Consider the following 26,555-nt stretch of genomic DNA (forward strand, 5'->3'; position numbering starts at 1 on the left):
ATGAATCGCTATCTGGAACAGGCCCGCGCCCTTGAGCACGAGCTGATCGAAAACCGCCGCACCCTGCACGCCTATGCCGAGACCGGCTTTGAGCTGCCGAAGACCCTCGCGTTTGTCGAGCGCGAACTGAAAAGCTGCGGCCTTATCCCTGTGCGCGTCGGCCGCGCCGGCGTCAGCTGCACCATCGGCTCAGGCGGACAGACCATTCTGCTGCGCGCCGATATGGATGCGCTGCCGATGGCCGAGCAGACCGGGCTCGACTTCGCAGCGCAAAACGGCAACTGCCACTCCTGCGGCCACGACTGCCACACGGCCATGCTGCTTGCGGCGGCAAAACTCCTCAAACGGAACGAGGCGAATCTCAGGGGTACGGTCAAGCTGATGTTTCAGCCCGCCGAGGAGCAGCTCGCCGGCGCGCTCGATATGATCGAGGCCGGTATTCTCGAAAATCCACAAGTCGACGCCGCCATGGCACTCCACATCATGAGCGGCATGCCCCACTCGCACACCGGCGCCGTCACCTATTGCAAGGGACCCGCCCTCTATTCGGGCGACGCGGTACGCATCACCGTCTCCGGCAAGGACGCCCATGGCAGCACGCCCGAGGCCGGTGTGGACGCCATCAACATCGCCGCGCACATCGTCATCGCCCTGCAGGAGATTCTCGCGCGCGAAATTCCCTGCACCGACCACGCCGTGCTCATCGTGGGCAAAATCGAGGGGGGCACAACCTGCAACACCCTCGCGGGCACGGCGGTGCTTGAGGCCTCCGTGCGCGCCATCACTCGCGAGAGCCGCGACTTTATCAAGCGCCGCATACAGGAGATCAGCCAGACAGTAGCCGCAACCTACCGCGGCCGGGCCGAGGTCGAGTTTGTCTACGGCATGCCGCCGCTTGTCACCGACGTCGCCCTCAGCGAAGAACTCGCCTCCTACTGCGCTGAGGTTGCGGGCGGGGACATGGTCCATGAGATGCCCACCTCAAACGGCAGCGAGGACTTCACCGCCGTCGCCGAGCGGGTCCCGTCGGCCGTATTCATGCTCGGGGTGGGCAGCATCGATGAGGGACACACCTGCTCCATGCACAACCCCGGCATGCTGGTCAACGAGAGCGCCCTTGCAGAGGGCGCCGCCCTCTATGCCAACTGCGCCGCCCGCTATCTCGAGGCGCACAGCCGTTAGCGCGATTCGCCGCGCAGAGTCCATCGCGAAAGGTCTGTCAGGGAATTTTCGCTGTGTCCTCCACAAAAAAGCCCCGCCTTTGTGCGGGGCTTACTCTTTTTTTCATCAATTGTATAACTTTGCCTAATCTGTCAAAAATAATGGCGGAGGTGCAATCGATGAACAGAAAAAGCACAGATCGCAAGTCAAATCTGGTCAATTTCTTCCTGGGCAAGGGATTCTATGTGGTGCTCATTCTCTGCGTGATCGCCGTGGCGGCAGGCACATTCGCCATTGTCCGCCACAATTTCAACACGGCGCCGGAGATCGACTTTGACCCTGATCCGGCTCCGCCGGACGACGAGCCGTCAAACGAGGTGGTCGTCACCGTGCCGGACGTGCCCGATACCCGCGGCGAACAGCAGACCCCCGACCCGGAGCCTGAACCGGAGCCGGAGCCCGAACCCGAACCGGCAAAGCCCGCCGTAACCCAGACCGACAAGCCCGCTGAGACCGAAAAGCCGGTCGAGAAAGAGCCGAGCCACTTTTTAAAGCCGGTTGACGGCAGTGTAACCAAGGCCTATTCCAATGGGGAGCTCGTCTACTCCGACACACTCAAGGAGTACCGCGTACACACCGGCGTGGATCTCGGCGGCTCGGTCGGCGACAAGGTCCGCGCCTCGGCAGACGGCACGGTGGACGACATCTACTTTGACGAGCTGATGGGCAACACCGTCGTCATCAAGCACGAGGGCGGCATCCTGAGCGTCTACCGCAACCTCGGCGAAGAGTTGACGGCAGACGTGGTCAAAGGTGAGAAGATCAAGGCCGGCACCGTCATCGGCGGCATCGGCAAGAGCGCCCTTGCCGAGTCGGCAGAGGCCCCGCACATCCACTTTGAGATGCTCAAAGACGGCAAATATCTCAACCCTGAGGAATACTTCAAATAAGAGAAGCGGCGTCGCGTTCGACGCCGCTTTTTCTATTCCAGATACTCGTGCAGCAACCTCGCCACATAGTCGATGTCGTAGGGCGTGACGTCGTTGTTTGTCACAAAGCGAAAGACCGGCCCCGCCTCGCTCTCAGACTGGGCACCCGTGATTTTGACCCCGTTTTGGAACATGAAATCCACAAAGAGATCGCTGTCGAAGCCCGGCTTTGTGACGGTGAAAAAGACCATGTTGATTTCGACCGACTCCGGGTCGAGCTCCATGTAGGGCAGTTCGGCCATGAGCTTTGCGAGATACCGGGCGTTCTCGTGGTCCTCGTGCAGGCGTTTTGTCATGCGCTCCACGGCGATGATGCCCGCCGCGGCAAGCACGCCTGCCTGCCGCATGCCGCCGCCGAGAATCTTGCGGTTTTTGCGCGCGCGGGCGACAAATTCGCGCGATCCGCAAAGCAGTGAGCCGACCGGCGCGCAGAGCCCCTTAGACACGCAGAACATCACCGAGTCGGCGCAGGCCGCAAGATCGCGCGCCGCCACGCCGAGTGAAGCCGCAGCATTGAAGATGCGCGCGCCGTCGAGGTGCACCATGAGGCCCGCGTCCTTTGCCGTGGCATACAGGCGCATCATCAGATCAATCGGCATGACCCGGCCGTTCGACAGGGCATTCTCAAGACACAAAAGCCTCGTCGGCGGCTCGTGGATGTCATCGCTGCGCAGGGCGCCGCGCACGTCGTGGGGATAGATGTAGTCGTTCGGGTTTGAGACCGTGCGCGTGCTCACCCCGGAGAGAATGGCGGCGGCGCCGACCTCATGCACCACAATGTGGCTGTTCGCCCCGGCGATGATCTCGTCGCCCCGGCGGGTGTGGGTCATAATGGCGAGCTGGTTTCCCATCGTCCCCGTGGGGACAAAGAGCGCCGCTTCCTTGCCGAGGGTGGCGGCGGCGAGCCGTTCCAGCTCCAATATCGTGGGGTCGTCGAGGTAGACGTCGTCGCCGACCTCGGCCTCGGCCATGGCACGGCGCATATCCGGTGTTGGCTGGGTCACGGTGTCGCTGCGAAGATCAACATATTTCACAAGTACTCCCCCTGCCTTTGCCCTCTGGGCTTTTTTTTAGTATACCGGACACAGGGCCAAAATGCAATTGTCTGAAACGGCAGCGCAGAAGCGCCCGCAGCAGAAGCTGCGGGCGCCCGTTATTGGTCATAGCGATAGGTTGCGAATTTGCCCTCAATCCAGATGGTGGCCTCCCTCGGTCGGAAGCACAGCACACAGTAGTTCTCATCCTGTGGGCCGCCGGCGAAGTGCTCGATCATCCAGTCCTGCCAGAGGTCTCTCTTTTTCGCGGGATCGGTGACGATTTCAATCTCACCGACCATGGTTACACTGTCGTGGTCGCGGTAAAAGCAGAGACCGGCTCGCGGATTCTCTCTGAAGTGGGCGGTCTTTTTTGAGTCATTGCCAGTCGAAAAGTAGATGGCTTTCAGCCCCTGCGCCTCGAGCTTGGAGAGAACACAGGGACGGGGATATCCCTCTTCGCTTCTGGATGCCACGATGATTTCACCGCAGCTTTCGAGCAGTGCCGCGGCTTTCTGTTCGAGCTGTTGTCTCATTTTCATTCCTCCTTTTCGTGAGTGGGGTTCAGCGCATCACCGGGGGCTGGGGCCGGCGCTCTCGATGGTTGCGTTGCCGGCCCGCGTCAGCCCGGTGACGGAGAAATCCAGCCAGGCCCTGACCGGGCCGCGCTGCCTTTCCCTCACTCACCGATGGTATCCAGTATAGAGGAAAACTTGAGCCGTTCATTGTAAAAACCGGACATGATTCGCCGGTACTCGCCGGGGCTGACGCCGCAGACCGCCTTGAAGTCGTGCCCGAAGTGCGCCTGATCGTAGTAGCCCATCTGCTGTGCCAGCTCCGTGAGCGGCAGCGCTCCTCTCTGAATGGCGAGTACTGCGCGGTTGATGCGGCGAATACGTGAAAAGCCCTTGGCCGTGAGGCCGAGAGACGGCCTCAAAAGCCGGTCGAGATGGCGCTCGCTGTAGTGGGTCTGCTCAGCAAGCTCACGCCGCGAGCGAATGGGCCCGTCGCGCAGCAAACGCGCGAGGGCAAGACCCGGCTCATCCGCTCGGACAGCGGAAAGGCGCCTGAGAAACAACCTGTCGAGACCTCCGAAAAAGAGAAGCGGCTCACCGCAGGTCTCAAAGAGCTCGCCGATCTCCCTCTCCATTGCCGCATCGAGAAGCCCGAGCGGGGCGCGCACGTCGGTGAGCGCCGAGGCGTCAACACCGGTCAGACGGTGCAGCCCACCCGGCAGAAATTCGACAAACAGGCGCGGTGTGTTTGCAAAGTCGTTGCACACCGGTACCGCGCGCGTCATCGGCCCCCAAAAGGCACACACAAGCCGGTTCGGAAAAGCCGATAAAACAAGGCAGCCGCTCGCGTCCGGCACAATGGTAATCTGCTCTGAAAACCGGCGGGAAGCCGCGGGAAGTGCAACGCGGTAGTGGGAGATGTCCCCGCGCAGCAGCGGATGCGGCAGCAGACTGATGTCGCATTTTCCCATAATCTGCTGTGGCAGTTTCACCGGCTGCACCTCCCTGTCCCGTTTTCTCCATCTTAACGGATTTCTCCCGGCAAGTCCACAGGAAAAGGCAGGCCACGCGGCCTGCCCTTTCCTGTCACGACGGCATTTCCAGCACCTGTCCAAACAGGCGCAGCGCCCGCACGGACGAAACGTCAATCGGCTCCATGCCGTACTCGCCCGCAAGCGTGCAGCGCAGGGAGAACGTCCCCTCCTGCGGGCCGGAGTAGGCAAACTGTGTAAACGGCACAAAGTCGCCCATATCGTCGAAGTAGCCGAACGCTTCGTCCTGCATCCAGCAGTCGAGCTCCCCCTCAAAGGTCCCGTCGACGTAGACGCCGAGCGGCGAGAGCGTCACCCGTTCAATCACTCCCGAGGTCTGACTGTCAGCGAAAGCACGATCCGGCTTCAGCTCCACATTGTTCTCACCGGCCACCGGACGAAACGAGACCGACCAACTCTGGCTCTTTACAACCTCCCGCTGCGTGTAGGAGAGCTCCATCTCCAGTTCACTGAGCCGGTCAAGTTCCCCGCGGGACAGCGCAAAGTTCTCCACCGAGAGCAGCAGCTCCATATCGGTTCGGCTCGTTCTGGTGGCGCCGGTGGAAGCAATTTCCCCGCCGCTCACGCGATCGGTCAGACGGACGGAGTCGACCGTGCTCCCCCCGTATTCCCGGGTGCGCAGAGATGAGACAATCACAAGCTCATTGCCGATGAAGCCAACCGCATCAAGGCGGTACTCCGGCACCGGATCGACCACGGCAAGATCGGCGGGTGGGGCGCCGAATACGCGGTAGGGCTCCTCCCCATAAGGCAGACTGAAGACACTGCCGACAAGCCCGCGGCCCTGCGTTCTGCGGTAGAGTTCACCGAGGTCAACTTCGGCGCGCTGCGTCCCCCTGGTCTCCTTTACAAGCCCATCCACGGTGAACAGAATTTCCCGGTCGGGCAGAGTTTGATCCCCCGCCGCAGAGCAGGACAGGTAGCAGTAGAGTGTTCGCCGGTCCTGCGACAGCTCGGTGTGAGTCGTCGAGACATAGCTGTCTGCGGCGCCTGTGATGCGGGCTCTGCCGACTGTGGTGTTCTCATCAAAGGGGGTTCCATCGTCGTTTCGCAGCGTGAACAGAAGCAGCGTGCCCGAACCGTCGTTGACTGCCGCCTCGAGCGTCATGGTGACACCGGCGGCACTCACACTCTCCCCGACCGGCTGTACCTCGCCGCTGAGCCCGCCGAGACGGCCGCCGAAAAAGTGCCGCAGTATGGCCCCGTCGGTGGCCGCGACCGTCACTCCCATGACAAGGACGATTGCGGCTGCGATGAGCAGAGCCCGAAAGCCTCTGCGGCGGGCCGGCCGGGCTGTGATCCTCCGGGTGACCAGCCGCTGCACGGCGGCCGTGTCGATGGACTCGCGCACATCAATCTCGATGTCGGCGAGCAGCCGGGCATCGAGATGATCCATCATATCCGTCAGTTTCATAGCGGCTCTCCTCTCCGGTTTAAAATGATTCGCAGCTTCTCTCTCCCGCGGCAGAGACGGGTTTGAACGGTCTTGGGGTTCATGCCGAGACGCTGCGCGATTTCGGCAACTTTTTCAAAGTAGAAGTACCGGCGAATGAAGATCTCGCTGTCGGGCGGCCCCATCTCGCCGATGGCCTCGCGCAGCGCCTGCGCCTGCAGGCGGTCGGCAAGGGGATCCTGCGCGCCGGAAAGTCCCTCGAGCGTGTCCTCATCAAGGGGGATTTCCGGTGTTCTGCCCAGCTTGCGAAGACGGTTTTTCGCCGTGTTTCGCGCAATTGCAGCGAGATAATACCGAAGCGTGCCGTCCCGGTCAATGCGGCCGGCTGCCTCCCAGAGAGCAAAGAAGATGTCGCTGACCGCCTCTTCAATCTCCTCTCTGCCCGCACCGGGGCCGAGAACCCGCCGGACAATGGCTGCGACATAGCCGGCGTACCGGTCAATCAACTGGGCAAGCGCCGCCTCGTCTCGGCACTGCATGCGCTCAAGCAGTCTGTCATCATCCAATCGCTCCCCCTCCTCTCACTTCTCTATACACCGGCGCGGACCTCTTTGCTTCACGTTCGCACACTTTTCCCGGTGATATTCTACACAAAAAGCGCGGGAATGTCGTTGACCTGCGAAAAAAAGTCTGGTATAATTGTAAAGCTGCACGGTGGAGCTCGCTTTGCCGTGTCAATAGGGAGAGGTATCGAAGTGGTCATAACGGGGCTGACTCGAAATCAGTTTGTGCGAAAGCACACGTGGGTTCGAATCCCACCCTCTCCGCCACGTCGGAGCAAAGTCCGCTTTGCTCCGACGTCTTTTTTTATGCCTGCGGCAAAAGAGACGCCATCCGCCTGTTCCCTTGCTCCTCCTTTCCAAATCGAATCCGCATTCGCTGGGTTTCGATCTGGCAGGGAACGGTTTTTTGAAAAAGCCTCTTTACTGCACTGAGACAGAAAGAAGCTGTCAGATGATATCTGACAGCTTCTTTCTTCATTTTATATATAGAGCCAAAATCAGGCAGAAATTCAGGTCAGACTCCTCAAGCTTGATCATTAAAATTGAATAATTTATCTCATTTAGGTGAATCAAATTCATTTTTTATTGCACAATTGGAATTTTGGCTTTAAGAAATTTGTCTAAAATTTTTTAATAAGCTTTAAAAAATATTGACCTTTCCTACCTGGATTGATATAATGATGAAAATTACGCTTCGTCCCACTAAAGCGTAAAGATTCTAGGAGGGGTAGACACATGAAAAAAACACTCAGTATTCTGCTGGCTCTCGTTCTGGTCATCGGCCTGTTCGCAGGCTGCGGCCCCAAGCAAAGTGGAGAACCGCAGGGCGGTGTCTCGGGCAATTCTGCCGAGGATACCGTGCGAATTGGAATTGTTCTCTCGGTTGACTCATTCGAGCCCATGACGGCTATTCAGCGCGAAGAGCAGTACATTCTCGCCAACGTGTTTGACACGCTGCTTGAGCTCAAGGACGGCGAGTATGTCGGCGAGTTGGCCGAAACCTTTGAGCCCAACGAAGACGGCACCGTGGTCACCGTGAAGCTCCGCGAGGACGTCACGTTCCACAATGGTGAGAAGCTCACCACAAAGGATATCGCCTATACCTACGACCACATGAAAGATTACTCTTTCTACGCCAATGACGCCACCTACTACGATCACACCGAGATCATTGACGAGTACAACTGCAAGATCTATGCGACGGCTCCGAACCCGCTGTTTATGATGACGCTTGCCACCGTTGACATTGTCAACGAAAAGGCCATCACCGAGCTCGGTGCCGATCACAGATTCAGCCCTGTCGGCACAGGCCCCTACAAGTTTGTCAGCTATGACGGCTTTAACAATGTCATGCTTGAAGCCAACGAGGATTATTTTGGCGGCGTGCCGGAAATCAAGCACCTCAACTACCGCATCTTCGGCGACGAGCAGACCATGACCATGGCGCTGGAGGCCGACGAGGTCGATATGCTCTCGTTTGTACAGCCGGCCAATGCCATCCGTTTCGAGGGCAACTCGAAGTATAACGTCACCTGGAAAGCTGCCGACGGTGTGAAGCTCATTCTCTTCAACACCACCCAGGCTCCCTTTGATAAGAAAGAAGTCCGCCAGGCTATCAGCTATGCCATCGACCGCGAAGCGATCACCCTGATCGTCGGTGAGGGCAAAGGCAAGGCGTGGGATGCTTTCTACTCTGAGAAAATGGCCGGCGCGCCGGATTACGACGCTCTCCCCCATTACACCTATGATCTGGAAAAGGCCAAAGAACTCATGGCGCAGGCCGGCTATCCCGATGGTTTCACCCTGGAAGAGCCGGTGCGTGTCATTCAGACCGAAGAAAAAATGGCCGTCACTCTGCAGCAGCAGCTCAGCCAGATTGGCATCAACTTTGAGGTCGAGGTCGTCGAGGCCAACACCCTGTTCAACAACTACCTGTTTGTGCTCAATTTCAACATGATGCCTTTCAGCCTGTCCACCGAAATCCACGACATGGCCTATGTCGCACAGTACTATGACGGTCTGAGCCAGATGCCCGATATGACCGGCTATAAGAGCGATGAGGTTAAAGCTCTGTCTCAGCAGGCCAAGGAGACGACCGATCTCGCCGAGAGAAAAGCGCTCTATACGCAGATCTTCACCATTGCCTATGAGGATCTGCCCATCTGCCCGGTCATGGCTTCGGAAGTCGCTCAGATCTCCAAAGTTGGTCTTATTGACGACGAAAAGGTCTCCACAGAAATCTGGGGTACCAATCTGCACTGGGAAAAATAATTGGCACAGCGCAATCACGTCGTGTAATTGTCAGCCGCCTCGTCTCGCTTGAGGCGAGGCGGCTCTCTATTTTGAAAGGAGTCGGAGCAGTGTTCAAATACATCCTCAAACGATTGCTCATAACGATCCCGATCCTGCTGTGCGTCGTCTTCATCGTCTTTACCATCATGCAGTTCACGCCGGGCGATCCGGCCAGCTCCATCCTGGGGGCGACTGCGACACAGGAGCAAAAGGATCAGCTCAACCATGAGCTTGGCTACGACCAGCCGTTTTTTACCCGTTTTTTCAATTATGTCGGCAACATTCTCAAGGGCGATTTTGGCACCTCGTACCGGTCCAAGCAGCCGGTTGTCGATGAGATTGCCACCCGGTTTCCGACCACGCTCAAACTGGCGCTGTTCTCCATGCTTATCAGCGCTGCAATCGGCATAACGCTCGGGGTGGTCTCTGCGGTGAAACAGTACTCGCCGCTGGACACCACGCTGACCGTCCTCGCCCTCTTCTTTGCGGCGGTGCCCGGCTTCTGGTTGGGGCTGATGCTCATCATGTTCTTTGCCGTCACGCTGGGTATCCTGCCGACCAGTGGTATGGACAGCTGGCGCAGCATGATTCTGCCGCTGATCACTCTCTCGGCCGGTGGCATTGCGAGCCTTCTTCGCATCACCCGCTCGGCTATGCTCGAGACCATCCGGCAGGACTACATCCGCACGGCGCGCGCCAAGGGCGCCAGCGAGAAGATTGTCATCTTGCGCCATGCTCTGAAAAACGCTCTGTTGCCCGTCATCACCGTTCTGGGCATGAACTTCAGCGGTATGCTCGGCGGCGCAGTCATTGCGGAGACGGTCTTTGCCATGCCCGGTGTCGGACAGTATGTGGTTGAGGGAATTCGCCAGAAAAATGACCCTGTCGTGCTTACAAGCACCCTGCTGCTGGCCACTCTCTTCTGTCTGATTATGCTGGCAATCGATATCATCTATGCGTTTGTTGATCCGCGAATCAAAGCGCGCATTTCAACGAAGAAGGGGTGAGCGTGATGGTGGCAACAAAAGAAGCAACTGCAACTGCAGCCGTAAAAAAATACAAGAAAAAGAGCCAGTGGAAAGAAATCTGGCGCCGTATGAGAAAAAACAAAGCCGCCATGATCGGCCTTGTCATCTTCGTCATTGTCGCGCTGACAGCCATCTTCGCCGACTTGATTGTCCCCTATGACTACGGTATCACCAACGTCGCCGCAGACCGTCTTCAGGGGCCGAGTCTCAAGCATCTCTTCGGTACAGACGGCTACGGCCGCGACGTCTTTGCCCGTGTGGTACACGGCTCGCGCGTCTCACTGATGATCGGTCTTGCCACCAGTGTCATCTCACTGGTCTTCGGCGGCTTTTTCGGCGCCGCAGCCGGTTACTACGGCGGAAAGATCGACAACATCATCATGCGAATCTGCGACATCGTCATGTGCATTCCCGGCATGCTCCTCGCGCTGGCAATCATCGCCGCTCTGGGGCCGAGCCTGACAAATCTGCTCATTGCCATTACCATTTCTTCCATTCCCGGCACGGTGCGGCTTGTCCGCTCGACCATTCTCACCGTTGTGGAGCAGGATTTTATCGAGGCAGGCCGTTCCTACGGCGCCAGCAATATGCGCATGATCATCAAATACATCCTGCCGAATGCCATCGGTCCTATCATTGTCAACACCACCATGAGCGTCGCCGGTATGATTCTGTCCGCCGCCGGCCTGTCCTTTATCGGCCTGGGCATTCAGCCGCCGCGGCCCGAGTGGGGCGCCATGCTCTCGGAAGCGCGTACATACATGGGCACGGACCCGCATCTGCTCTACTTCCCGGGTATTGCGATCATCCTCACGGCTCTCTCACTCAACCTGATCGGTGACGGTCTGCGCGATGCGCTCGACCCGAAGCTCAAGGACTAAGGGGGTGTTCACAGTGACAATGGAAAAACAGCAAAAGCTTCTGGACATTAAGGATCTCACGGTCGTTTACAAAACCGATCTTGAGGTCGTGCGCGCTGTCAACGGCGTCAATTTCTCCGTTGAGCGCGGTAAAACTCTCGGCATTGTCGGTGAAACCGGCGCCGGAAAGACCACTACTTCGCTTGCCATTATGGGACTTTTGCCCGAGCGCACCGGCAAGGTGACAGCGGGTGAGATCCTCTTTGACGGGCAGGATCTGCTCAAGCTCAACAAGACCGACATGCGCTCCATCTGCGGCGATAAGATCTCCATGATCTTTCAGGATCCGATGACCGCGCTGAACCCGACCATGACGATCGGCGACCAGATTGCCGAGGCAATGGAGCTGCACAATCACGACAAGCTCACAAAAGCCGAAATCAGCAAAAAGGTGGAGGAGAAGCTCGAGATGGTCGGCATTCGTCCCGAGCGCAAAAACGACTATCCCCACCAGTTTTCCGGCGGTATGAAGCAGCGCGTCGTCATCGCCATTGCGCTTGCCTGCGAACCGGAACTGCTCATTGCCGACGAGCCGACAACCGCGCTCGACGTGACCATTCAGGCACAGGTGCTCGCCATGATGAACGAGCTCCAGCAGCGCCTGGGCACTTCTATGATCCTCATCACTCACGATCTCGGTATCGTTGCACAGACCTGTGACGACGTCTGCGTCATGTATGCGGGCGAGGTCATTGAGTACGGCACGGCGGAGGATATTTTTACAGCGAAAAAGCACCACCCCTATACAGACGGGCTCTTTGGCTCCATTCCGAACCTCAAGGTGGAATCCAGGCGCCTCAATCCGATCAACGGTCTGATGCCCGACCCGACCAATCTGCCTGAGGGCTGCCACTTCGCTCCGCGCTGCCCGCACTGCATGGACATCTGCAAGACACAGCATCCGCCCTGCCATGTAGATGGCACACACCGGATTGCCTGCCATCTCTACACACAGGAAGGGGGCGACAAAGAATGAGTGACGTTCTGATTCGCACCAAGGATCTCAAAAAATACTTTAAAGTTTCAAACGGTCTGCTGCACGCAGTGGACGGCGTCAACCTGGAAATTGAGCGTGGAAAGACCCTGGGGGTTGTCGGTGAATCCGGCTGCGGCAAGAGCACGCTCGGCCGCGCCATTCTCCGTCTTCAGGAGCCCACAGGCGGCGAAGTCTACTTTGAGGATGAGGACATCCTCAAATACAGCAAGTCCAAGCTGGATAAGCTGCGCCACAACATGCAGATCATCTTCCAGGATCCCTATTCCAGCCTGAACCCCCGTATGACGGTACAGGATCTGATCGCCGAGCCGCTGATCATCAACAAGGTCTACCGTTCCAGAAATGAAGTTTACAAACGTGTGGCGGAACTGATGGAGATCGTCGGCCTCTCCGAGCGTCTCACCGCCGCCTACCCGCATGAGCTCGACGGCGGGCGCCGCCAGCGCATCGGCGTGGCCCGCGCGCTGAGCCTGAACCCCAAGTTTATCGTCTGCGACGAACCGGTCTCGGCGCTCGATGTGTCCATTCAGGCCCAGATTCTCAATCTGCTGATGGATCTGCAGGACGAGTTCGGACTGACTTACATGTTCATTACCCATGACCTGTCGGTCGTCAAGCACATCTCGAACGACATCATGGTCATGTACCTTGGCATGTGCGTGGAACGCGCATCATCCGATGAGCTGTTCCGCAACCCGATGCACCCCTATACCAAAGCGCTGCTCTCGGCGATTCCGATTCCGGACATCTCCATGCGCAACAAGAAAATTGACATCATCAAAGGCGAGGTCACAAATCCCGTCAATCCCAAGCCGGGCTGCCGGTTTGCGCTGCGCTGCCCCTACTGCAAACCGGAGTGCACGGGAGAAAATCCCCCTCTGCGCGAGGTCTCGCCCGGCCACTATGTCGCCTGTGTGAGAGTCGATGAAATCAATCATGAAAAGGCAGGTCAATGAGAATGAATACACCGATTAAGACAAATTCAGCCCCCGCAGCCATCGGCCCCTACTCGCAGGGAATGATCTGCGGCAACCTGATCTACACCTCGGGCCAGATCCCGGTCAACCCTGCCGACGGATCCGTCGGCGCCACCATTGCCGAGCAGGCCAGACAGTCGCTCGAGAACGTCAAGGCCGTGGTTGAAGCAGCGGGAGCGACGCTGAACGACGTTGTGAAGACCACCGTGTTCATCAAGGACATGGCGAGCTTCGCAGAGGTCAACGAGATCTACGCCACTTATTTCAACGGTCCCGCTCTGCCTGCGCGCTCCTGCGTGGAGGTTGCGAGACTGCCGAAAGACGTGCTCATCGAAATTGAGGCCATTGCCATCAAACATTGACCGGGCCCAGGCCCTGTCCGAAACAGGAAAGGAGCGCAGCGACCCATGCATCAGAATCTGTTTACCGACGACAAGGTTGATTTTAAAGTTCTGCGCGAGCGCGCGACCGGAATGCGCTGGGGCGCCCTGCCGGAGGATGTCATTCCCCTGACGGCTGCCGACCCCGATTTTCGCCCTGCGCAGGAAATTCGCGACGCCATGATCGAGTACATCAAGGGCGGCTATTTCCCCTATCCAACGCAGACCGGAATGCCCGGTCTGCGCGAGAGCATCGCGCGCGGGCAGTGGGAGCGAAACGGCGTTCGTGTCAACCCCGACTTCGTGCTGCCGGTTGACAGCGCCGCCGCGGCGCTGCACGCCATTGCCACCTCCATTCTCAAGCCAGGCGACGAGGCCATCATCTTTGATCCGGTCGATCTGCTCTTTGGCATCTCGGTGCGCTACGCCGGCGCCAAGGAGATCTGCTATCCCTCCATCCGCGAGAACGGCGGATGGAAGCTCGACGATCTCGAGGACTATATCACGCCAAAAACCCGCATGATCTGCCTGTGCAATCCGCACAATCCCATGGGCTATGTCTACACCGAGCAGGAGCTGCGCCACATCGCCGAGGTCGCCAACCGCCACAACCTCTGGATCATGAACGATGAAATCTGGTCGGATATCATCTACTCCGAGAGCAAGTTCACCAGCATCAACACACTCGGCGCCGAGCTCAACCAGCGCACCATCACCTGCTACGGCTTCAGCAAGGGCTTTGCTCTGCCTGGTCTGCGCGCAGGCTATATCTACACCATGGGCAAAGAGGCCTATGACACGGTCACCCGTGTTGCCAACGGCAGCAGCTATGGCGTCGACGTCATCACGCAGGTCGCCATGAAAGCTGCCTATGACAACGCTTTCTACTGGGTTGATGCTTTCAGGGAGCATCTGCAGGGAATCCGCGACACGGTGTACGAGCGCTTCTCCAAGATGCCGCTGATCAAGGCAACCAAGCAGCAGGCAACCTTTGTGACTTTCCCGGACATCAGCGCCACCGGAATGACGAGCAAGGAGTTCGCGGACTACTCTCTCAACGTCTGCCGCGTCGCCATCGTACCGGGGACCGTGGAGTGGTTCGGGCCGCGTGGAGCGGGGCATGTGCGCTTCTGCTATGCGACGAGCCACGCCATCATCAACGAGGCGATGGACCGCATTGAGAGAGGCCTCAAAGCCATCGCCGACAAGCTCGCATAAGGAGGATTTTTCCATGCCGGTATTGGATCAAAGCATCCCCTGTTTCCGCTATTTTGAAGAGCTCTGCGCCATTCCCCACGGCTCTCACAATGAGAAAGCGCTCAGCGACTGGCTCGTGGCTTTTGCCCGGGAGCGCGGCCTCTGGGTCAGGCAGGAGGAGTGCGGAAACGTCATCATCAAAAAGGACGCGTCGCCGGGCTATGAGTCCGCCGCACCCGTCATGCTCCAGGGCCATATGGACATGGTCTGCGAAAAGACACCCGAGACCGTTCACGATTTCACGAAAGATCCGCTCGATCTCTACCTGGAGGACGGCTGGCTCAAGGCGCGCGGCACGACGCTCGGCGCCGACGACGGCTGCGGGGTGGCGACCATGCTCGCCATCCTCGACGACAACAGCCTGTGCCACCCGAAGCTCGAGTGTGTGTTCACCGTCGCGGAGGAGACCGGCATGTTCGGCGCGAAAGCGCTCGACGCTTCGGATCTCGAGGCGCGGCGGATGATTGGCCTTGACGCCTGTGGTGAGAATGTGACCGTGACCACCTCGGCAGGCGGCCTGCGCGCCAAGATAACAAAGGCCCTCACCCGCGCCCCGTTTGAGGGCACCGCTCTCTCGGTCGCGGTGCGCGGCCTGCTCGGCGGCCATTCGGGCGTATACATTTCGGCGGGCCGCGGCAATGCCATCAAGCTGCTCGCGCGGCTGCTCCACGAGGTGGAGCTCAGCGGCACCGACATGCGCCTTGTGAGCATCTCCGGCGGCTCAAAAGACAACGCCATTCCCCGCGATGCCGACGCCGTCATCGTCTGCTCCGACGCCGCGGCAGCCGAGCAGGCGCTCGCCCGAATGGGTGAGCTGATCGCCCATGAGCTGCGCTACACCGACGCGCAGTTCAGCGTGTCGACGGGATCTGCTGAGGCCCCGTCCACGCCGTTCGACGAGGCATCAAGCCGCGAGCTTGTCACACTTCTTCGGCTTCTGCCGGACGGCGTTGCCGTCATGAGCCACGCTGTCGAGGGCCTCGTTCAGACCAGCGACAACGTGGGCGTTCTGTCCATGGACGGCGACACCGCAGTCGTCGAGGTCTCCATGAGAAGCGCCGGTGACTCCGAGCTCGACGAGCTCGCGCAGCGCATCGGTCTTATCAGCTCCCTGTGCGGCGCACAGTGCCAGTTTGACAGCCGCTATCCGGGTATGGAATACCAGAGCGACTCCCCTTTCCGCGACAAATACGCCGCGGTCATGAAAGAGGTCTGGGGCGTGGAGCCCAAACTGCTCGCCGTACACGCCGGCGGTGAGGGCGGCTACTTCGCCCAGAAGTTGCCCGGCATCGAAATGATTGCCGTCGGTCCCTTTATCGAGGATGTGCACAGCCCCCTCGAGCGGATGGATATGGCCTCTTTCAAAAAGTGTTACGACTTCATCTGCGCGCTGCTCGAGCGCCTGAGCGAATAGGAGGAACACATGACAAGACAGCAGATGGTTGAGAAGTACGCCGATCTTCTGGTCCGCCTCGGTGTCGCCATACAAAAGGACGAGACGCTGATTCTGGAGCTCGACGCAGAGCACTACGAGCTCTCGCGCGCCATCACCCGCGCCGCGCTGCTGCGCGGCGCCAAGGATGTCGTGGTCTTCTACCGCGACCCCTATGTGGACAAATTCCGCGCGCAGTACGGCGACCGCGAGACGGTTGAGACCGTTCTGCCCTGGATGAAAGAGTCTCTGTCGGTCTATCTCGACAAGGGCGCCTGTTCGCTCAAACTCGCCTCTCCCCGACCGGAGCTGTTCGACGACGTCGACGCCTCGGTGGCGGTGACGGTTCAGAAGTTCACAAACGACCTGCGCAACGTCATACGCAGCAGCTGGGGCACCAACGGCACCCGCTGGTGCATCGCCTGCGCGCCGAATCAGGATTGGGCGGTGAAGCTCTACCCGGACTGCCCGCCGGATGAGGCGCTCGACAAGCTGTGGGCGACGCTCATGGAGCTGTGCATGGTGCGCGAGGACAACGACCCCGTCGAGGACTGGATTGACTTTCAGGATCGCTACTGCAAGTACTCGGCCTGGTTCAACCGCGTCAAGCCTGACAGCATTCACTTTTTTGACGGCAAGGGCACCGATCTGACCATCGGCTTCCACCCGAAAGCCTACTGGGTTGGCGGACAGCCGAAAGCCGAGCGCAAACCAACCGATCACATGGGCAATCTGCCGAGCAACGAGGTCGCCTCGAGCCCCGACAAGTATCGCGTCGACGGCACGGTGCATTCGACGCGTCCGCTCGTGTACGGCGGAAAGGTCATCGACCGGTTCCGCCTGACCTTTGAAAAGGGCAAGGTGGTTCACCACGAGGCCGAAGTCGGCGAAGAGCTTCTCACAGAGCTTCTCAACACCGACGAGGGCAGCCGCCGCATCGGCGAAGTCGCCTTTGTCGAGTGCGATCTGCCGATTGCAAAGACCGGCATGGTCTTCTACAACACCCTGCTCGACGAAAACGCCGCCTGCCACCTCGCGCTGGGCAACGGCTACGCGCTCTGTCTGCCCGGCATCTCATGGACGGATAAAAACGAGTGGGAGCAGTGGCAGCTCAACTCCTCGTGCCAGCATGTCGACTTCATGTTCGGCTCACCCGATATGAACGCCGTCGTCACAACACAGGATGGCCGTGAGCTTCCCATCTTTCAAAATGGGAAATTTCTGCCGGTCGACTGAGATTTTTTACACGGGGAGATGAACGAATGCCCAAGACGGAATTTACCAAGTACATAGATCTGTACAGACCCATTTGCGAGGGTCTTCACAGGACTTTCAGCGGGAGAGTTGAATTTATTCTCCACGATCTGAGCACTCCCGAGGCCTCGGTTGTGCTGGTGGTGGGAGATCTGACCAAGCGCCAGATCGGCGCGCCCGCGACCAACGTGCTCATGAATGCGCTCAGCAGCGAGGGGGATGACGCCAAGGATATCATTGGCTATCCCTCCATGACCAAGGATGGCAAGGTGTTGAAGTCCTCCACCGTTTTTATCCGCAACGACAGCGGTAAGATCATCGGCTGTTTCTGCTGCAACGTCGACTTAACGGAGTTCAACGCCCTCTCCGCCATTCTGGAGGAACTTACGGCAACGACCCGGCTGCGGCAGCCGGCCGAGCAGGGCTCCGACGAGCACACCGAAATCTTCGCGCAGTGCGTCAGCGAAGTGGTCGGCGACATCATACGCTATGAGATCGCCAGAGCCAATTTGCCGCCCTCTTCCATGTCAAAAGCGGATAAGGTTGAAATCATCCGCTCGCTTGACAAAAAGGGGGTCTTTGATGTAAAGGGCACACCGGAGATGGTTGCCGGCATTCTCGGCACTTCGGTGTTCACCATTTATAACTATCTCAAAGAAGTCCGAAACGACAACAAGTGAAAAGAGGGAAATCGATGATTACCAATCAGAGAATTCAGGCGCTTCAGGCGAAGCTTGAGGAGCAGAAGCTCGACGCCGCCGTCTATGCGACAAGCGCCAGTCTGCAATATCTGCTCGACGATACCACGTTCTACTGGCAGCGCACCATGGAAACCGGCTTTTACGCATTCAAAGATACGCCCATGTACTCCACCCAGATGAGCTATTTCCACTGCAAACCGGATATTCTGCTCTGGGTGCCCAAGAGCGGAAAGGCCGTTGTCATTGCGACCTACGAGCGCGCAAAAACCATCAAGAACACCCCCATCGACGAGCAGTGTCACTTTGTCATGCTGACCGACTATCTCAAAGGCTATGTCAATGGTGCAAAAAGGGTCGGCATCGGCCTCGGCTGCGAGAGCGCGCTGAAGAATATGCTCTCGGAAATTGACAGCAAAATTGAGACGGTTCCCGCCGAGTGCCTTGTCGAGGACATGCGCATGGTCAAGGATGACCGCGAAATTGCCGCTATGCGCAAAGTCGCCAAGTTTACGGATGACTGCATGACGGAGATTGAGAAAATGCTCCGTCCCGGCGTGAGTCAGTGGCAGGTCGAGTGCCGTCTCAATGAGCTTGCCGTTGAAAATGGCTGTGAGGACGTTCCTTTCCCGCCGACCTGTGCGTTTACCAAGACCGGCGATCCTCGCTGCATGGAGTTCTACGGAATCCCGCGCGACGAACCTCTGACCCCGGGAACCGCAATTGCATTTGACAACGGTTTTGTCATGAATGGCTACTGCTCCGATTTTGGCCGCTCGTTCTATTGCGGAAAAGCGCCCGAGAAAATCTCCGGCGCCTATAAGGCACTTCAGGAAGCACAGCTCGAGGTTCTCTCGAAAATCAAGCCCGGTATGACCATTTCGTTCACCTTCAAATCCATCTATGATACGCTTTCCCGCTATGGCTATCAGGACTATCTGCGCAACTATGGCAAGGGACTCATGGGGCATCAGATCGGTATTGATGTGCACGAGGGGCCCTGGCTCCACGACGAGAGCACCGAGGTATTCATTCCCGGTATGATCATGTGCATCGAGCCGAAGCTCTGGATGCCCGGCGAGGTCTTCATGCGTGTGGAGGACATGGTTCTCATCACCGACGACGGTTGCGAGTCGCTCACGAAGTTTGACCGCGATCTCTACGAACTGCCCATCGATTGAGGAGAAATCGGCGGGCAGTCGGAACCCCTCCACATTGGACCGTCCGCCGTCACTCCGGCCCTCAGGGCCGACCTATAAAAAGGGGCTGTATTCCCAGAGAATACAGCCCCTTTTTTTGGACCTTAGCAGCCCCCGTCGGCCAGGGCTCTGTTCACTGCTTCCAAGCGCGCCGGCGGGCGACAAGGTAGCCAAAAGCTGTGCCGCAGGCGCCGCCCACCAGATGCATGAAATGTGCGACATTGTCCCTCACGGCAACGGCGGCGTAGACCTCCTGGCCGAGGTAGAGCACCGCAACGAGGATCAACGTCAGCGGAATGGATCCCTCACGCATGCCCGACAACGACGAGAGCATGATGAGCATGAAGACCACACCGCTCGCGCCGAGCAGAGCCGAACCCGGGAAAAAGAGGCACTGCAGCACTCCCGTTGCGAGGGCTGTAAGCGCCATTCCGGCGAGCAGCGTACGGCTGCCATACTTCTCTTCCAGCGGCGCTCCCACCACAAGCAGCAGCACCATATTGCCCGCGAAGTGGGCGTAGCCGCTATGACCGAGAACATGGCCGAACAGCCGCACATAGCCCAGCGGATCGGCAAGAGACGACCGATAGACCGAAAAGAGCTTCATCGTCGTCCACTCCCCCGTGAGCCAGCCGAGCATAAGCACCGCAAGGGACACAAAAAAATACGTGAGCACAACCGGCGAATTGTAGTGGATTTTTTTCAGCATGACAAACCCTCCTCCTCTAAGCAAATCCTACCATATAAGCAGTGAAACAGTCAAAATGTAAAATAGAAACATTTTCACAAATTGTTTTTGACTTGTTCACAATTATGCGGTAAACTGTTAGTAACAACTTTATTAAATAAACAAGTTGTCACTTGACAACAACCTGTGAGGAGGCGACCGAATGAGTAAAAAGCTGATACTGGCCGCGGCCATCGGCAACTGCGTTCACGTGGCGGGCGCGATGCACTTTTTAAACCTGGCGGCGGACGAGGGGTACGACACCCTCTTTCTCGGCCCCGCGGTTGAAATTCCACAGCTTTTACGGCAGGTGGAGCAGCATCGGCCCTATCTGGTGTCGGTGGGCTATCGCCTGACGCCGGAGAATGTCGTGCCGCTCGTTCGGCAGCTCCGGCAGGGCGCCGAGCGGCTCACCTGCAAGCCGCGCTGGGTCTTCGCCGGCACGCGGCCCGTGGCGGAGCTCGCGCGGGGCGAACACTTTTTTGACAAGATCTTTGACGGCACGGAGGACCTTGACGACTGCATCGCCTTTTTGCGCGGCATAGACCGCCCGGCAGAGCTCAACGAGGGAGCTCAGACTCTCGCGGCGCGCATCAATCAGAAGCGGCCCTACCCGCTGCTGCGCCACCACTTTGGTCTTCCCTCCTTTGCCGAGACCGAGGCGGGCATCCGCGCGATCTCGTCCGCCTCGGTGCTCGATGTGATCTCTCTCGGCCCGGACCAGAACACTCAGCAGTACTTCTTTGAGCCCGGGCGCCGCGATCCCGCTCTCGAGGGCGCGGGGGGCGTGCCGGTCCGCACGGCGGATGAGTTTCGCCGGCTCAAGGCGGCCTCGCAGACTGGAAACCGTCCGCTGATGCGCTGCTACAGCGGCACGGCCGACGTGATGCGCTTTGCGCAGGTTCTGCATGATACGATTGATAATGCCTGGTGTGCCGTGCCGCTGTGCTGGTACAACGAGCTTGACGGCCGCGGGACAAGGCCCCTTGAGACTTCCATCGCCGAGGCCCAGCGCCTGATGGCCTGGCACGGGGAACGCGGCATTCCTGTTGAGGTCAACGAACCCCACCACTGGGGGCTGCGCGACGCGCACGATGTGATCTCGGTCGCGATGGCCTACATCAGCGCCCGCAACGCCAAGCGCTTCGGCGTGCGTCACTATGTGGCGCAGTACATGTTCAACATTCCCGGCTCCATGAGCTTTTCCATGGATCTTGCAAAAGTGCTCGCCCAGGTGGAACTCACCGAGAGCCTCGCGTCACCCGACTTCGTCATCTGGCGCGAGACCCGTGCGGGGCTTCCCTTCCTGAGTGCGGACCTCGACGTGGCCAAGGGCCAGCTCGCCGCCTCCACCATGCTGCAGATGGCGATCCACCCCCACATCATCCATGTGGTTGGCTACAGCGAGGCGGAGCACGCCGCCACCCCCGACGTGGTCATCGAGAGCTGCCGCATTGTGCGCGGGGTGATCCGCTCGACTCTCTACGGAAACGCCCGCGCTGCAAGCGACACCGATGTGCAGCGCCGGCGGGTCGAGCTTGTACGTGAGGCGCGCACGCTGCTGCAGTTTATCGAGCGCAGCTACCCTGCCAGCGAGGATCCGCTGACCGATCCGGCCGTGCTCGCCGACTGTATCCGGCGGGGCATTCTCGACGCGCCTCACATTCTCAAAAACGACAAATACAGGGGAATCCTGCGCACCCGGATGCAAAACGGGGCCTGCGTGGCCTATGACGAGGCCGCCGGCAGACCGCTCAGCGAGACCGAGCGGTTTGCGGCGCTCGAGGCCCACGGCAATCTCGCAGGGCTCACCCGCCGCCTTGACGCCGTCTGAGCGCCGAATGGAAAGGAGTCTATGCATGCTCAATCAAAACAGAGTCGCCATCATCAGTTCGGGCAACGGCGGTCAGGCACTCGCCGCCTACTACACCTACCGCGGCTATGAGGCCGCCCTCTACGCGCGCGAGCAGCAGCGCGTCGATATGTTTCCCTCGAATGTCTTCACCCTCTCGGGCGTCACCGAGGCCGAGGTTCCCATCTCTCTGATCTCCTGTGATATGGGGGCGGTGGTACGCGGCGCTCATCTGATCATGGTCACCACTCCCTCGCAATACCACCATGTCGTCGCACGGGAGATGGCGCCTCATCTCGAGGACGGGCAGATCATCGTGCTCAATCCCGGGCGCACATTCGGCACATTCACCTTTGAGCAGGCCCTGCGCGAGAGCGGCTGCGAGAGCCGCGTCGTCGTGGCGGAGGCGGAGACTTTCATCTTCACCTGCCGCTGCGCCGCGGTGGGACAGCCCGTGGTATACAAGATCAAAGACCACATGAAAGTCGCGGCCCACGACGCCGCGCGCACGCCGCTTGTCGTCGAGACGCTGCGGCGGGTCTTCCCCACCGTCGAGGGGGCAAAGGATGTACTGGAGACCGGATTTGGCAATATGGGGATGATTTTTCACCCTCTGCCCATTCTGATGAACCTCACAAGGGTCGAGGCAAAGGAGCGGTTTCTCTACTATCAGAACGCCATTTCTCCGCTTGTCGGCAGTATGATCGAACGCATGGACGCTGAGCGTGTCGCCGTGGCAAGGGCCATGGGAGTTCAGACGCTTCCCGTGCTCGACTGGCTCTTTGACAAGTACGGCAGCCGCGGGGCGACCGTCTACGAGTGTCTGCAGAACACCGACGCCTACCGCGAGGTCTACACGCCGACCGACCTCTGCACCCGCTATGTCTTTGAGGACGTGCCCACCGGCTGCGTTCCCATGCTTGCCATGGGGCGGCGGTTCGGCATTGAGATGCCGGTGACCGAGGCCGTCATCCGCTGGGCCTCGGCGGTATACGGGCGCGACTTCTACGCCGAGGGGCGAAACGAGTTCCGGCTCGATCTCGACGCTCTGATCGGGCGGCGCAGCGCCTGAAAAGCACACAAAAGAGCGCGCAGCAACAAGCTGCGCGCTCTTTCTCTTGCAGACAGAGCCCGGTCGTGCTACTCTGAGGGAGGAAACCAGTCGTCGTAGCGAAAGATGAGATAACCCCTGGCGACGGGGGAGCTCTCCACCCGTTCAATCTGGCGCTCGATCTCGCCGCCCGTCGGGAATTTGTAGGCGGCAAGCCCCACGACCAGCGCCACAGGCCCGCCGGCGCAGAGCTCTTCCCACCGCCGTAGAACCTGCTCAAAGGGGGCGTTTTCGTCCTCAAAGCCCCAGTAGATCTGCGGGGCCACATAGTCCATATAGCCGGGCGTGGTGCACCAGGTGACAAGGTCTGTCAGCTGTGTCAGATCCGACACCGGCACATCGGTGTAGTTGCCCGCCGGGCTCACGCCGAAGAGCAGACTCTCATCCACGTTTTTGATGGTGTCATAGATCCCCCTCACCATCTGGCTCGTGTAGGAACGGGCCTGGGTCTCGGTGTGGCCAAAGGCGGCTGCCGTCGGCACATAGAAGTAGTCGTCGATCTGAACGCCGTCAACGGCATAGTTTGTCACAAGCTCCTGCACACCGGTGAAGATCAGCTCCTGTACGGCGGGGCTTCCGGGGTTGAGGTACCAGTACTCCCCCTCTTTTACCATGTACTCGCTCTCGCCGAACCAGCGGGCGACGGCATAGTCCTGCGACACCAGTGCGAGTTCCTCATCGCGCATCAGACGGTAGGGATTGATCCACGCCTGCAGGGAGAGGCCGGCCAAATGTGCCTGCTGAACCATGATGGCCAACGGATCGAAGCCGGGATCGACCCCGACGGTCCCCGTGACATACTTTGACCAGGGGTAGAGCTCAGAGGGATAGTAGGCATCGCCGTGTGAGCGCACCTGTACCACTGCGGTGTTGTAGCCCTCCTCGCTCAGGCGGGCGAACATCTGCGAGATGCTCTCGGTAAATTCCTGCTCGGTTTTGCCGGTGAGAATCCTGCCGTACTCGAGATAGGAGATCCACACGCCCCGCATCTGTCCGTCGAGGACGTTGGGCCGCATCGCGCACCCGCTCAGCAGCAACGTTACTGCGAGCAGCGCAGCAATCAGTCTCTTCATTTTGACACCCCCTGACTATCAGTTTATCGCCAAAACACAGACAATAGAACACGAAAGGTCGGTTCTCATGGACATTCCATTCTCCTACTGGCGTGGCGGCACGAGCCGTGCGGTCATTTTGCGCGGCGAACATCTGCCCGGCGATTCGGCCGCGCTGAAAGAGCTCTGTCTGCGCATTGTCCGTGGGCGGGGCGGCTCGCTCGGGCCCGATTTCCCCTCTGGCAAGATTGAGGTTGTCGCGGCGCCCACCCGCCCCGACGCGGACGTCGACTTTACCCACTACCAGGTCGACTGGCGCACCGGTCATGTCGAGCACCGTGGCAGCTGCGGCAATCTCACCTCAGCCATCGGCCCCTATGCCGTCGCGGCGGGACTTGTTGCCCCGTGCGCACCGGAGACCACTGTGCGCATCCACAACACCAACACGGGCCGCATCGTCCTCGCCCGCATACCGGTCTCAGGCGGCCGCGTCACCGACACTGGCGACACGGCTGTTGCGGGCGCACCCGACGGTGCGCCCGTCCAACTGCGCTTTCTCGCTCCCGGCGGCTCGCTGACCGGCCGTCTCTTCCCGACCGGCCGGCACACGGATGTCTTCTCGCTGCCCGGCGGCAGGGTCGAGGCGACGCTCATCGACTGCGCCAATCCCACGGTGGTGGTGCGCGCAGCCGACCTCGGCGTGCGCGGCGACGAGCCGGATTTGGACGCGCGCGCCGCGCTGCTGCGCGACATCGGCGCGCTGCGCGCCCAGGCGGCCGTCCTCTTCGGGCTTGTCGAGCGGCCGCAACAGGCTGCGACCCAGTCGACCTATGTGCCCCATGTGGCACTGCTCGCCCCTGCGGCCGACTATACCACGGCGGACGGACAGCCGATTTCACGCAGCCGCTTCGACTTTCTCTCCCGCGCTTTCATCCGCCATCAGCACCCGACTTTCCCGGCTGCCGCTGCCATTGCGGCAGCCGCGGCCACCCTGCTGCCGGGTACTGTCTGCTGCTCAAACGGTGCGAAGCCCGGGGAGCACCGGGTGGTGCTCGGCCATCCCGCCGGCCTCTTTCCCGTGACACTCACCCTCGAAGACGGTCAAATTGCCTGTGCCGACATTCTGCGCTCGGCACACTGCATCTTCGATGGGGTGCTGCACCTGTAATCCCAACTGCGGCCGCATATTTCCGCCGGGCCAGACCGGCGGTCATTTACAAGGGCGCTCGCTCATGTTATAATAGTGGAACTTGTCTGCCTGCGGCGGACTTTGACACTGTTAGGAGGAGTTTTCTATGCTTTCCCTCTCACGCGACCGCTCTTTTTACCGCAATATGATTGCCATCGCGGTACCCATTGCGCTGCAGAATCTGATATCGTTCGGCGTCAGCATGATGGATACCGTCATGGTCGGACAGCTCGGCCAGACCCAGTTGTCCGCGTCGGCGCTTGCCAACCAGCCCGGCTTTGTCTTCAATGTCATGACCTTTGGCATCGGTTCGGGCGCGGCGGTGCTCATCGCGCAGTACTGGGGCAAAAAGGACATGGAGCGCATCCGTCACATCTTTGCCATTGCGCTGCGCATCGCATTCTGCTGCTCGGTGATACTCTCAGCACTTGTGCTCGGTTTTCCCGGCCAGATCATGCGCATTTTCACTCCGAGCGAGGCGGTCATCGCCGAGGGGGTTCGCTATCTGCGGGTAATCGGCTTTACCTATCTCTTCTTCGGCGTGGCAAACACCCTGATGATGACGCTGCGCAGCATCGAGGTCGTCAGAATTTCGGTGGCGGTCACCAGCACCTCCTTTGTGCTCAACGTGATTTTAAACTACTGCCTGATCTTCGGCAAATTTGGTTTTCCGGCCCTCGGCATCACGGGCGCCGCCATTGCGACGCTCTGCGCGCGCATCAGTGAATTTGTCATCATCGTCGGCTACATCGCTTTCTTTGACAAGAAGCTCCATCTGCGGTTTCGCGACCTCTTTGTGCGCGACCGCGAGCTCTCGGCTGACTTTCGCCGCCACGGGCTGCCGGTTGTCGTCAACGAGACGCTCTGGAGTCTCGCCGTGGCGGTGCAGTCGATGATTCTCGGGCGGCTCGGCGACGACGCGGTGGCGGCAAACTCCATCGTCTCGGTCGTGCAGCAGTTTGTCAACGTCTTCATCTTCGGCATCTCGAATGCCTCAGCCGTCATCGTCGGCAAGACCATCGGCGAGGGCCGGCACGACAAGCTCAAGGAGTATGTGCGCACGTTTCAGGTCTTCTTTCTCATCATCGGCGCATGCGCCTGCGGTCTGATGCTGCTGCTGAAAAACCCCATCATCAATCTCTACAACGTACCCGATTCGACCAAGGCGCTCGCCTCGCAGTTCATGATTGTGATGAGCGTCATCATGTTCTCCATCAGCTACACATCGCCCTCGCTTGTCGGCATTCTGCGCGGCGGCGGCGACACCCGTTTCGTTCTGATGGTGGATTTGATATTCATGTGGGCGATCTCCGTGCCTTTCGGCGCCATTGCCGGACTGGTGCTGCACTTTCCCGCGCCGCTGGTCTTCTTGTGTCTCAAAATTGATGAGCCGGTCAAGATGATCGTCTCCTCTGTGCGCATACGAAGCGGCAAGTGGATTCGGGATGTGACCCGCACCGGCAACCCGGCGGACATCGCCTGA

The 26,555-nt window shown here is 59.4% G+C and carries 24 protein-coding genes and 1 tRNA gene; 18 read left to right on the forward strand and 7 right to left on the reverse strand.

Translation table 11 applies throughout. The features are described from left to right. Nucleotides 1–1,182, forward strand: a complete 1,182-nt coding sequence (locus H8695_RS05910; protein ID WP_249299986.1) for a M20 metallopeptidase family protein — start codon at nucleotides 1–3, stop codon at nucleotides 1,180–1,182. A gap of 158 nt (nucleotides 1,183–1,340) precedes the next feature. Then, a complete protein-coding gene (locus tag H8695_RS05915) occupies nucleotides 1,341–2,111 on the forward strand; it encodes a M23 family metallopeptidase (RefSeq protein ID WP_249299987.1) in 771 nt (256 codons plus the stop codon). Nucleotides 2,112–2,143: 32 nt separating this feature from the next. Here H8695_RS05915 and H8695_RS05920 read toward each other — a convergent pair whose 3' ends face one another. The 5 genes from H8695_RS05920 to H8695_RS05940 form a co-directional block, all read right to left on the reverse strand. Then, nucleotides 2,144–3,184 carry a GntG family PLP-dependent aldolase gene (locus tag H8695_RS05920; protein ID WP_249299988.1) on the reverse strand — a complete coding sequence of 347 codons (1,041 nt, stop codon included), beginning with the start codon at nucleotides 3,182–3,184 and terminating at the stop codon, nucleotides 2,144–2,146. A 119-nt stretch (nucleotides 3,185–3,303) separates the two neighbouring features. Beyond that, nucleotides 3,304–3,720 carry a pyridoxamine 5'-phosphate oxidase family protein gene (locus H8695_RS05925; RefSeq protein WP_249299989.1) on the reverse strand — a complete coding sequence of 139 codons (417 nt, stop codon included), beginning with the start codon at nucleotides 3,718–3,720 and terminating at the stop codon, nucleotides 3,304–3,306. 143 nt (nucleotides 3,721–3,863) lie between these two features. After that, nucleotides 3,864–4,691 carry a helix-turn-helix domain-containing protein gene (locus H8695_RS05930; protein ID WP_249299990.1) on the reverse strand — a complete coding sequence of 276 codons (828 nt, stop codon included), beginning with the start codon at nucleotides 4,689–4,691 and terminating at the stop codon, nucleotides 3,864–3,866. A gap of 94 nt (nucleotides 4,692–4,785) precedes the next feature. Beyond that, on the reverse strand, nucleotides 4,786–6,165 hold the full coding sequence (locus H8695_RS05935) for a DUF4179 domain-containing protein (protein ID WP_249299991.1): 1,380 nt from the start codon (nucleotides 6,163–6,165) through the stop codon (nucleotides 4,786–4,788). Continuing rightward, a complete protein-coding gene (locus tag H8695_RS05940; RefSeq protein WP_249299992.1) occupies nucleotides 6,162–6,710 on the reverse strand; it encodes a sigma-70 family RNA polymerase sigma factor in 549 nt (182 codons plus the stop codon). Before H8695_RS05940 ends, H8695_RS05935 begins: the two co-directional genes overlap by 4 nt. Before the next feature lie 175 nt (nucleotides 6,711–6,885). Here H8695_RS05940 and H8695_RS05945 point away from each other — a divergent pair. From H8695_RS05945 to H8695_RS06000, 12 genes are all read left to right on the forward strand, one after another. After that, nucleotides 6,886–6,974 (forward strand) — tRNA-Ser (locus tag H8695_RS05945). Nucleotides 6,975–7,442: 468 nt separating this feature from the next. Further along, nucleotides 7,443–8,978 carry an ABC transporter substrate-binding protein gene (locus H8695_RS05950; RefSeq protein ID WP_249299993.1) on the forward strand — a complete coding sequence of 512 codons (1,536 nt, stop codon included), beginning with the start codon at nucleotides 7,443–7,445 and terminating at the stop codon, nucleotides 8,976–8,978. Nucleotides 8,979–9,067: 89 nt separating this feature from the next. Then, nucleotides 9,068–10,006, forward strand: coding sequence for an ABC transporter permease subunit (locus H8695_RS05955; protein ID WP_249299994.1), 939 nt, complete (start codon nucleotides 9,068–9,070; stop codon nucleotides 10,004–10,006). Nucleotides 10,007–10,011: 5 nt separating this feature from the next. Next, on the forward strand, nucleotides 10,012–10,908 hold the full coding sequence (locus tag H8695_RS05960) for an ABC transporter permease (protein WP_283243601.1): 897 nt from the start codon (nucleotides 10,012–10,014) through the stop codon (nucleotides 10,906–10,908). Between the two features lie 19 nt (nucleotides 10,909–10,927). Beyond that, complete coding sequence (locus tag H8695_RS05965) at nucleotides 10,928–11,923, forward strand: ABC transporter ATP-binding protein (RefSeq protein ID WP_249299996.1); 996 nt, start codon at nucleotides 10,928–10,930, stop codon at nucleotides 11,921–11,923. Continuing rightward, complete coding sequence (locus tag H8695_RS05970) at nucleotides 11,920–12,900, forward strand: ABC transporter ATP-binding protein (protein ID WP_249299997.1); 981 nt, start codon at nucleotides 11,920–11,922, stop codon at nucleotides 12,898–12,900. Before H8695_RS05965 ends, H8695_RS05970 begins: the two co-directional genes overlap by 4 nt. A gap of 2 nt (nucleotides 12,901–12,902) precedes the next feature. Next, nucleotides 12,903–13,283, forward strand: coding sequence for a RidA family protein (locus H8695_RS05975; RefSeq protein ID WP_249299998.1), 381 nt, complete (start codon nucleotides 12,903–12,905; stop codon nucleotides 13,281–13,283). Between the two features lie 45 nt (nucleotides 13,284–13,328). Next, nucleotides 13,329–14,519: a pyridoxal phosphate-dependent aminotransferase gene (locus tag H8695_RS05980; protein WP_249299999.1), complete on the forward strand. Its 1,191-nt coding sequence runs from the start codon at nucleotides 13,329–13,331 to the stop codon at nucleotides 14,517–14,519. Nucleotides 14,520–14,532: 13 nt separating this feature from the next. After that, a complete protein-coding gene (pepD, locus tag H8695_RS05985) occupies nucleotides 14,533–15,972 on the forward strand; it encodes a beta-Ala-His dipeptidase (RefSeq protein WP_249300000.1) in 1,440 nt (479 codons plus the stop codon). A 9-nt stretch (nucleotides 15,973–15,981) separates the two neighbouring features. Next, entirely contained in the window at nucleotides 15,982–17,226 is a 1,245-nt protein-coding gene (locus tag H8695_RS05990; protein ID WP_249300001.1) for an aminopeptidase, read from the forward strand. A gap of 26 nt (nucleotides 17,227–17,252) precedes the next feature. Continuing rightward, entirely contained in the window at nucleotides 17,253–17,924 is a 672-nt protein-coding gene (locus tag H8695_RS05995) for a helix-turn-helix transcriptional regulator (protein WP_249300002.1), read from the forward strand. A 14-nt stretch (nucleotides 17,925–17,938) separates the two neighbouring features. After that, on the forward strand, nucleotides 17,939–19,123 hold the full coding sequence (locus H8695_RS06000) for a M24 family metallopeptidase (RefSeq protein WP_249300003.1): 1,185 nt from the start codon (nucleotides 17,939–17,941) through the stop codon (nucleotides 19,121–19,123). Between the two features lie 151 nt (nucleotides 19,124–19,274). Here H8695_RS06000 and H8695_RS06005 read toward each other — a convergent pair whose 3' ends face one another. Beyond that, nucleotides 19,275–19,850: a rhomboid family intramembrane serine protease gene (locus H8695_RS06005; RefSeq protein WP_249300004.1), complete on the reverse strand. Its 576-nt coding sequence runs from the start codon at nucleotides 19,848–19,850 to the stop codon at nucleotides 19,275–19,277. A 181-nt stretch (nucleotides 19,851–20,031) separates the two neighbouring features. Between H8695_RS06005 and H8695_RS06010 the strand changes: the two genes are divergently transcribed. Then, nucleotides 20,032–21,702 (forward strand): cobalamin B12-binding domain-containing protein, encoded by a 1,671-nt coding sequence (locus H8695_RS06010; protein ID WP_249300005.1) that lies wholly within the window; start codon nucleotides 20,032–20,034, stop codon nucleotides 21,700–21,702. 25 nt (nucleotides 21,703–21,727) lie between these two features. Then, nucleotides 21,728–22,792 carry an NAD/NADP-dependent octopine/nopaline dehydrogenase family protein gene (locus tag H8695_RS06015; RefSeq protein ID WP_249300006.1) on the forward strand — a complete coding sequence of 355 codons (1,065 nt, stop codon included), beginning with the start codon at nucleotides 21,728–21,730 and terminating at the stop codon, nucleotides 22,790–22,792. A 68-nt stretch (nucleotides 22,793–22,860) separates the two neighbouring features. Here the strand turns inward: H8695_RS06015 and H8695_RS06020 are convergent, their stop codons facing one another. Beyond that, on the reverse strand, nucleotides 22,861–23,904 hold the full coding sequence (locus H8695_RS06020; RefSeq protein WP_249300007.1) for a glycoside hydrolase family 10-like protein: 1,044 nt from the start codon (nucleotides 23,902–23,904) through the stop codon (nucleotides 22,861–22,863). A gap of 67 nt (nucleotides 23,905–23,971) precedes the next feature. Here H8695_RS06020 and H8695_RS06025 point away from each other — a divergent pair, with 67 nt between their 5' ends. Both H8695_RS06025 and H8695_RS06030 read left to right on the forward strand, forming a co-directional pair. After that, nucleotides 23,972–25,051, forward strand: coding sequence for a PrpF domain-containing protein (locus H8695_RS06025; protein WP_249300008.1), 1,080 nt, complete (start codon nucleotides 23,972–23,974; stop codon nucleotides 25,049–25,051). A gap of 127 nt (nucleotides 25,052–25,178) precedes the next feature. Further along, nucleotides 25,179–26,555: an MATE family efflux transporter gene (locus tag H8695_RS06030; RefSeq protein WP_249300009.1), complete on the forward strand. Its 1,377-nt coding sequence runs from the start codon at nucleotides 25,179–25,181 to the stop codon at nucleotides 26,553–26,555.

This window comes from Feifania hominis (assembly GCF_014384765.1).
Taxonomy (GTDB): Bacteria; Bacillota; Clostridia; order Oscillospirales; family Feifaniaceae; genus Feifania; species Feifania hominis.

Coding starts and splice junctions, on each gene's coding strand:
- H8695_RS05910 (WP_249299986.1), top strand. CDS start 1: ATGAATCGCTATCTGGAACAGGCCCGCGCCCTTGAGCACGAGCTGATC.
- H8695_RS05915 (WP_249299987.1), top strand. CDS start 1,341: ATGAACAGAAAAAGCACAGATCGCAAGTCAAATCTGGTCAATTTCTTC.
- H8695_RS05925 (WP_249299989.1), bottom strand. CDS start 3,720: ATGAGACAACAGCTCGAACAGAAAGCCGCGGCACTGCTCGAAAGCTGC.
- H8695_RS05935 (WP_249299991.1), bottom strand. CDS start 6,165: ATGAAACTGACGGATATGATGGATCATCTCGATGCCCGGCTGCTCGCC.
- H8695_RS05950 (WP_249299993.1), top strand. CDS start 7,443: ATGAAAAAAACACTCAGTATTCTGCTGGCTCTCGTTCTGGTCATCGGC.
- H8695_RS05960 (WP_283243601.1), top strand. CDS start 10,012: ATGGTGGCAACAAAAGAAGCAACTGCAACTGCAGCCGTAAAAAAATAC.
- H8695_RS05965 (WP_249299996.1), top strand. CDS start 10,928: ATGGAAAAACAGCAAAAGCTTCTGGACATTAAGGATCTCACGGTCGTT.
- H8695_RS05970 (WP_249299997.1), top strand. CDS start 11,920: ATGAGTGACGTTCTGATTCGCACCAAGGATCTCAAAAAATACTTTAAA.
- H8695_RS05975 (WP_249299998.1), top strand. CDS start 12,903: ATGAATACACCGATTAAGACAAATTCAGCCCCCGCAGCCATCGGCCCC.
- H8695_RS05980 (WP_249299999.1), top strand. CDS start 13,329: ATGCATCAGAATCTGTTTACCGACGACAAGGTTGATTTTAAAGTTCTG.
- pepD (WP_249300000.1), top strand. CDS start 14,533: ATGCCGGTATTGGATCAAAGCATCCCCTGTTTCCGCTATTTTGAAGAG.
- H8695_RS05990 (WP_249300001.1), top strand. CDS start 15,982: ATGACAAGACAGCAGATGGTTGAGAAGTACGCCGATCTTCTGGTCCGC.
- H8695_RS05995 (WP_249300002.1), top strand. CDS start 17,253: ATGCCCAAGACGGAATTTACCAAGTACATAGATCTGTACAGACCCATT.
- H8695_RS06000 (WP_249300003.1), top strand. CDS start 17,939: ATGATTACCAATCAGAGAATTCAGGCGCTTCAGGCGAAGCTTGAGGAG.
- H8695_RS06005 (WP_249300004.1), bottom strand. CDS start 19,850: ATGCTGAAAAAAATCCACTACAATTCGCCGGTTGTGCTCACGTATTTT.
- H8695_RS06010 (WP_249300005.1), top strand. CDS start 20,032: ATGAGTAAAAAGCTGATACTGGCCGCGGCCATCGGCAACTGCGTTCAC.
- H8695_RS06015 (WP_249300006.1), top strand. CDS start 21,728: ATGCTCAATCAAAACAGAGTCGCCATCATCAGTTCGGGCAACGGCGGT.
- H8695_RS06020 (WP_249300007.1), bottom strand. CDS start 23,904: ATGAAGAGACTGATTGCTGCGCTGCTCGCAGTAACGTTGCTGCTGAGC.
- H8695_RS06025 (WP_249300008.1), top strand. CDS start 23,972: ATGGACATTCCATTCTCCTACTGGCGTGGCGGCACGAGCCGTGCGGTC.
- H8695_RS06030 (WP_249300009.1), top strand. CDS start 25,179: ATGCTTTCCCTCTCACGCGACCGCTCTTTTTACCGCAATATGATTGCC.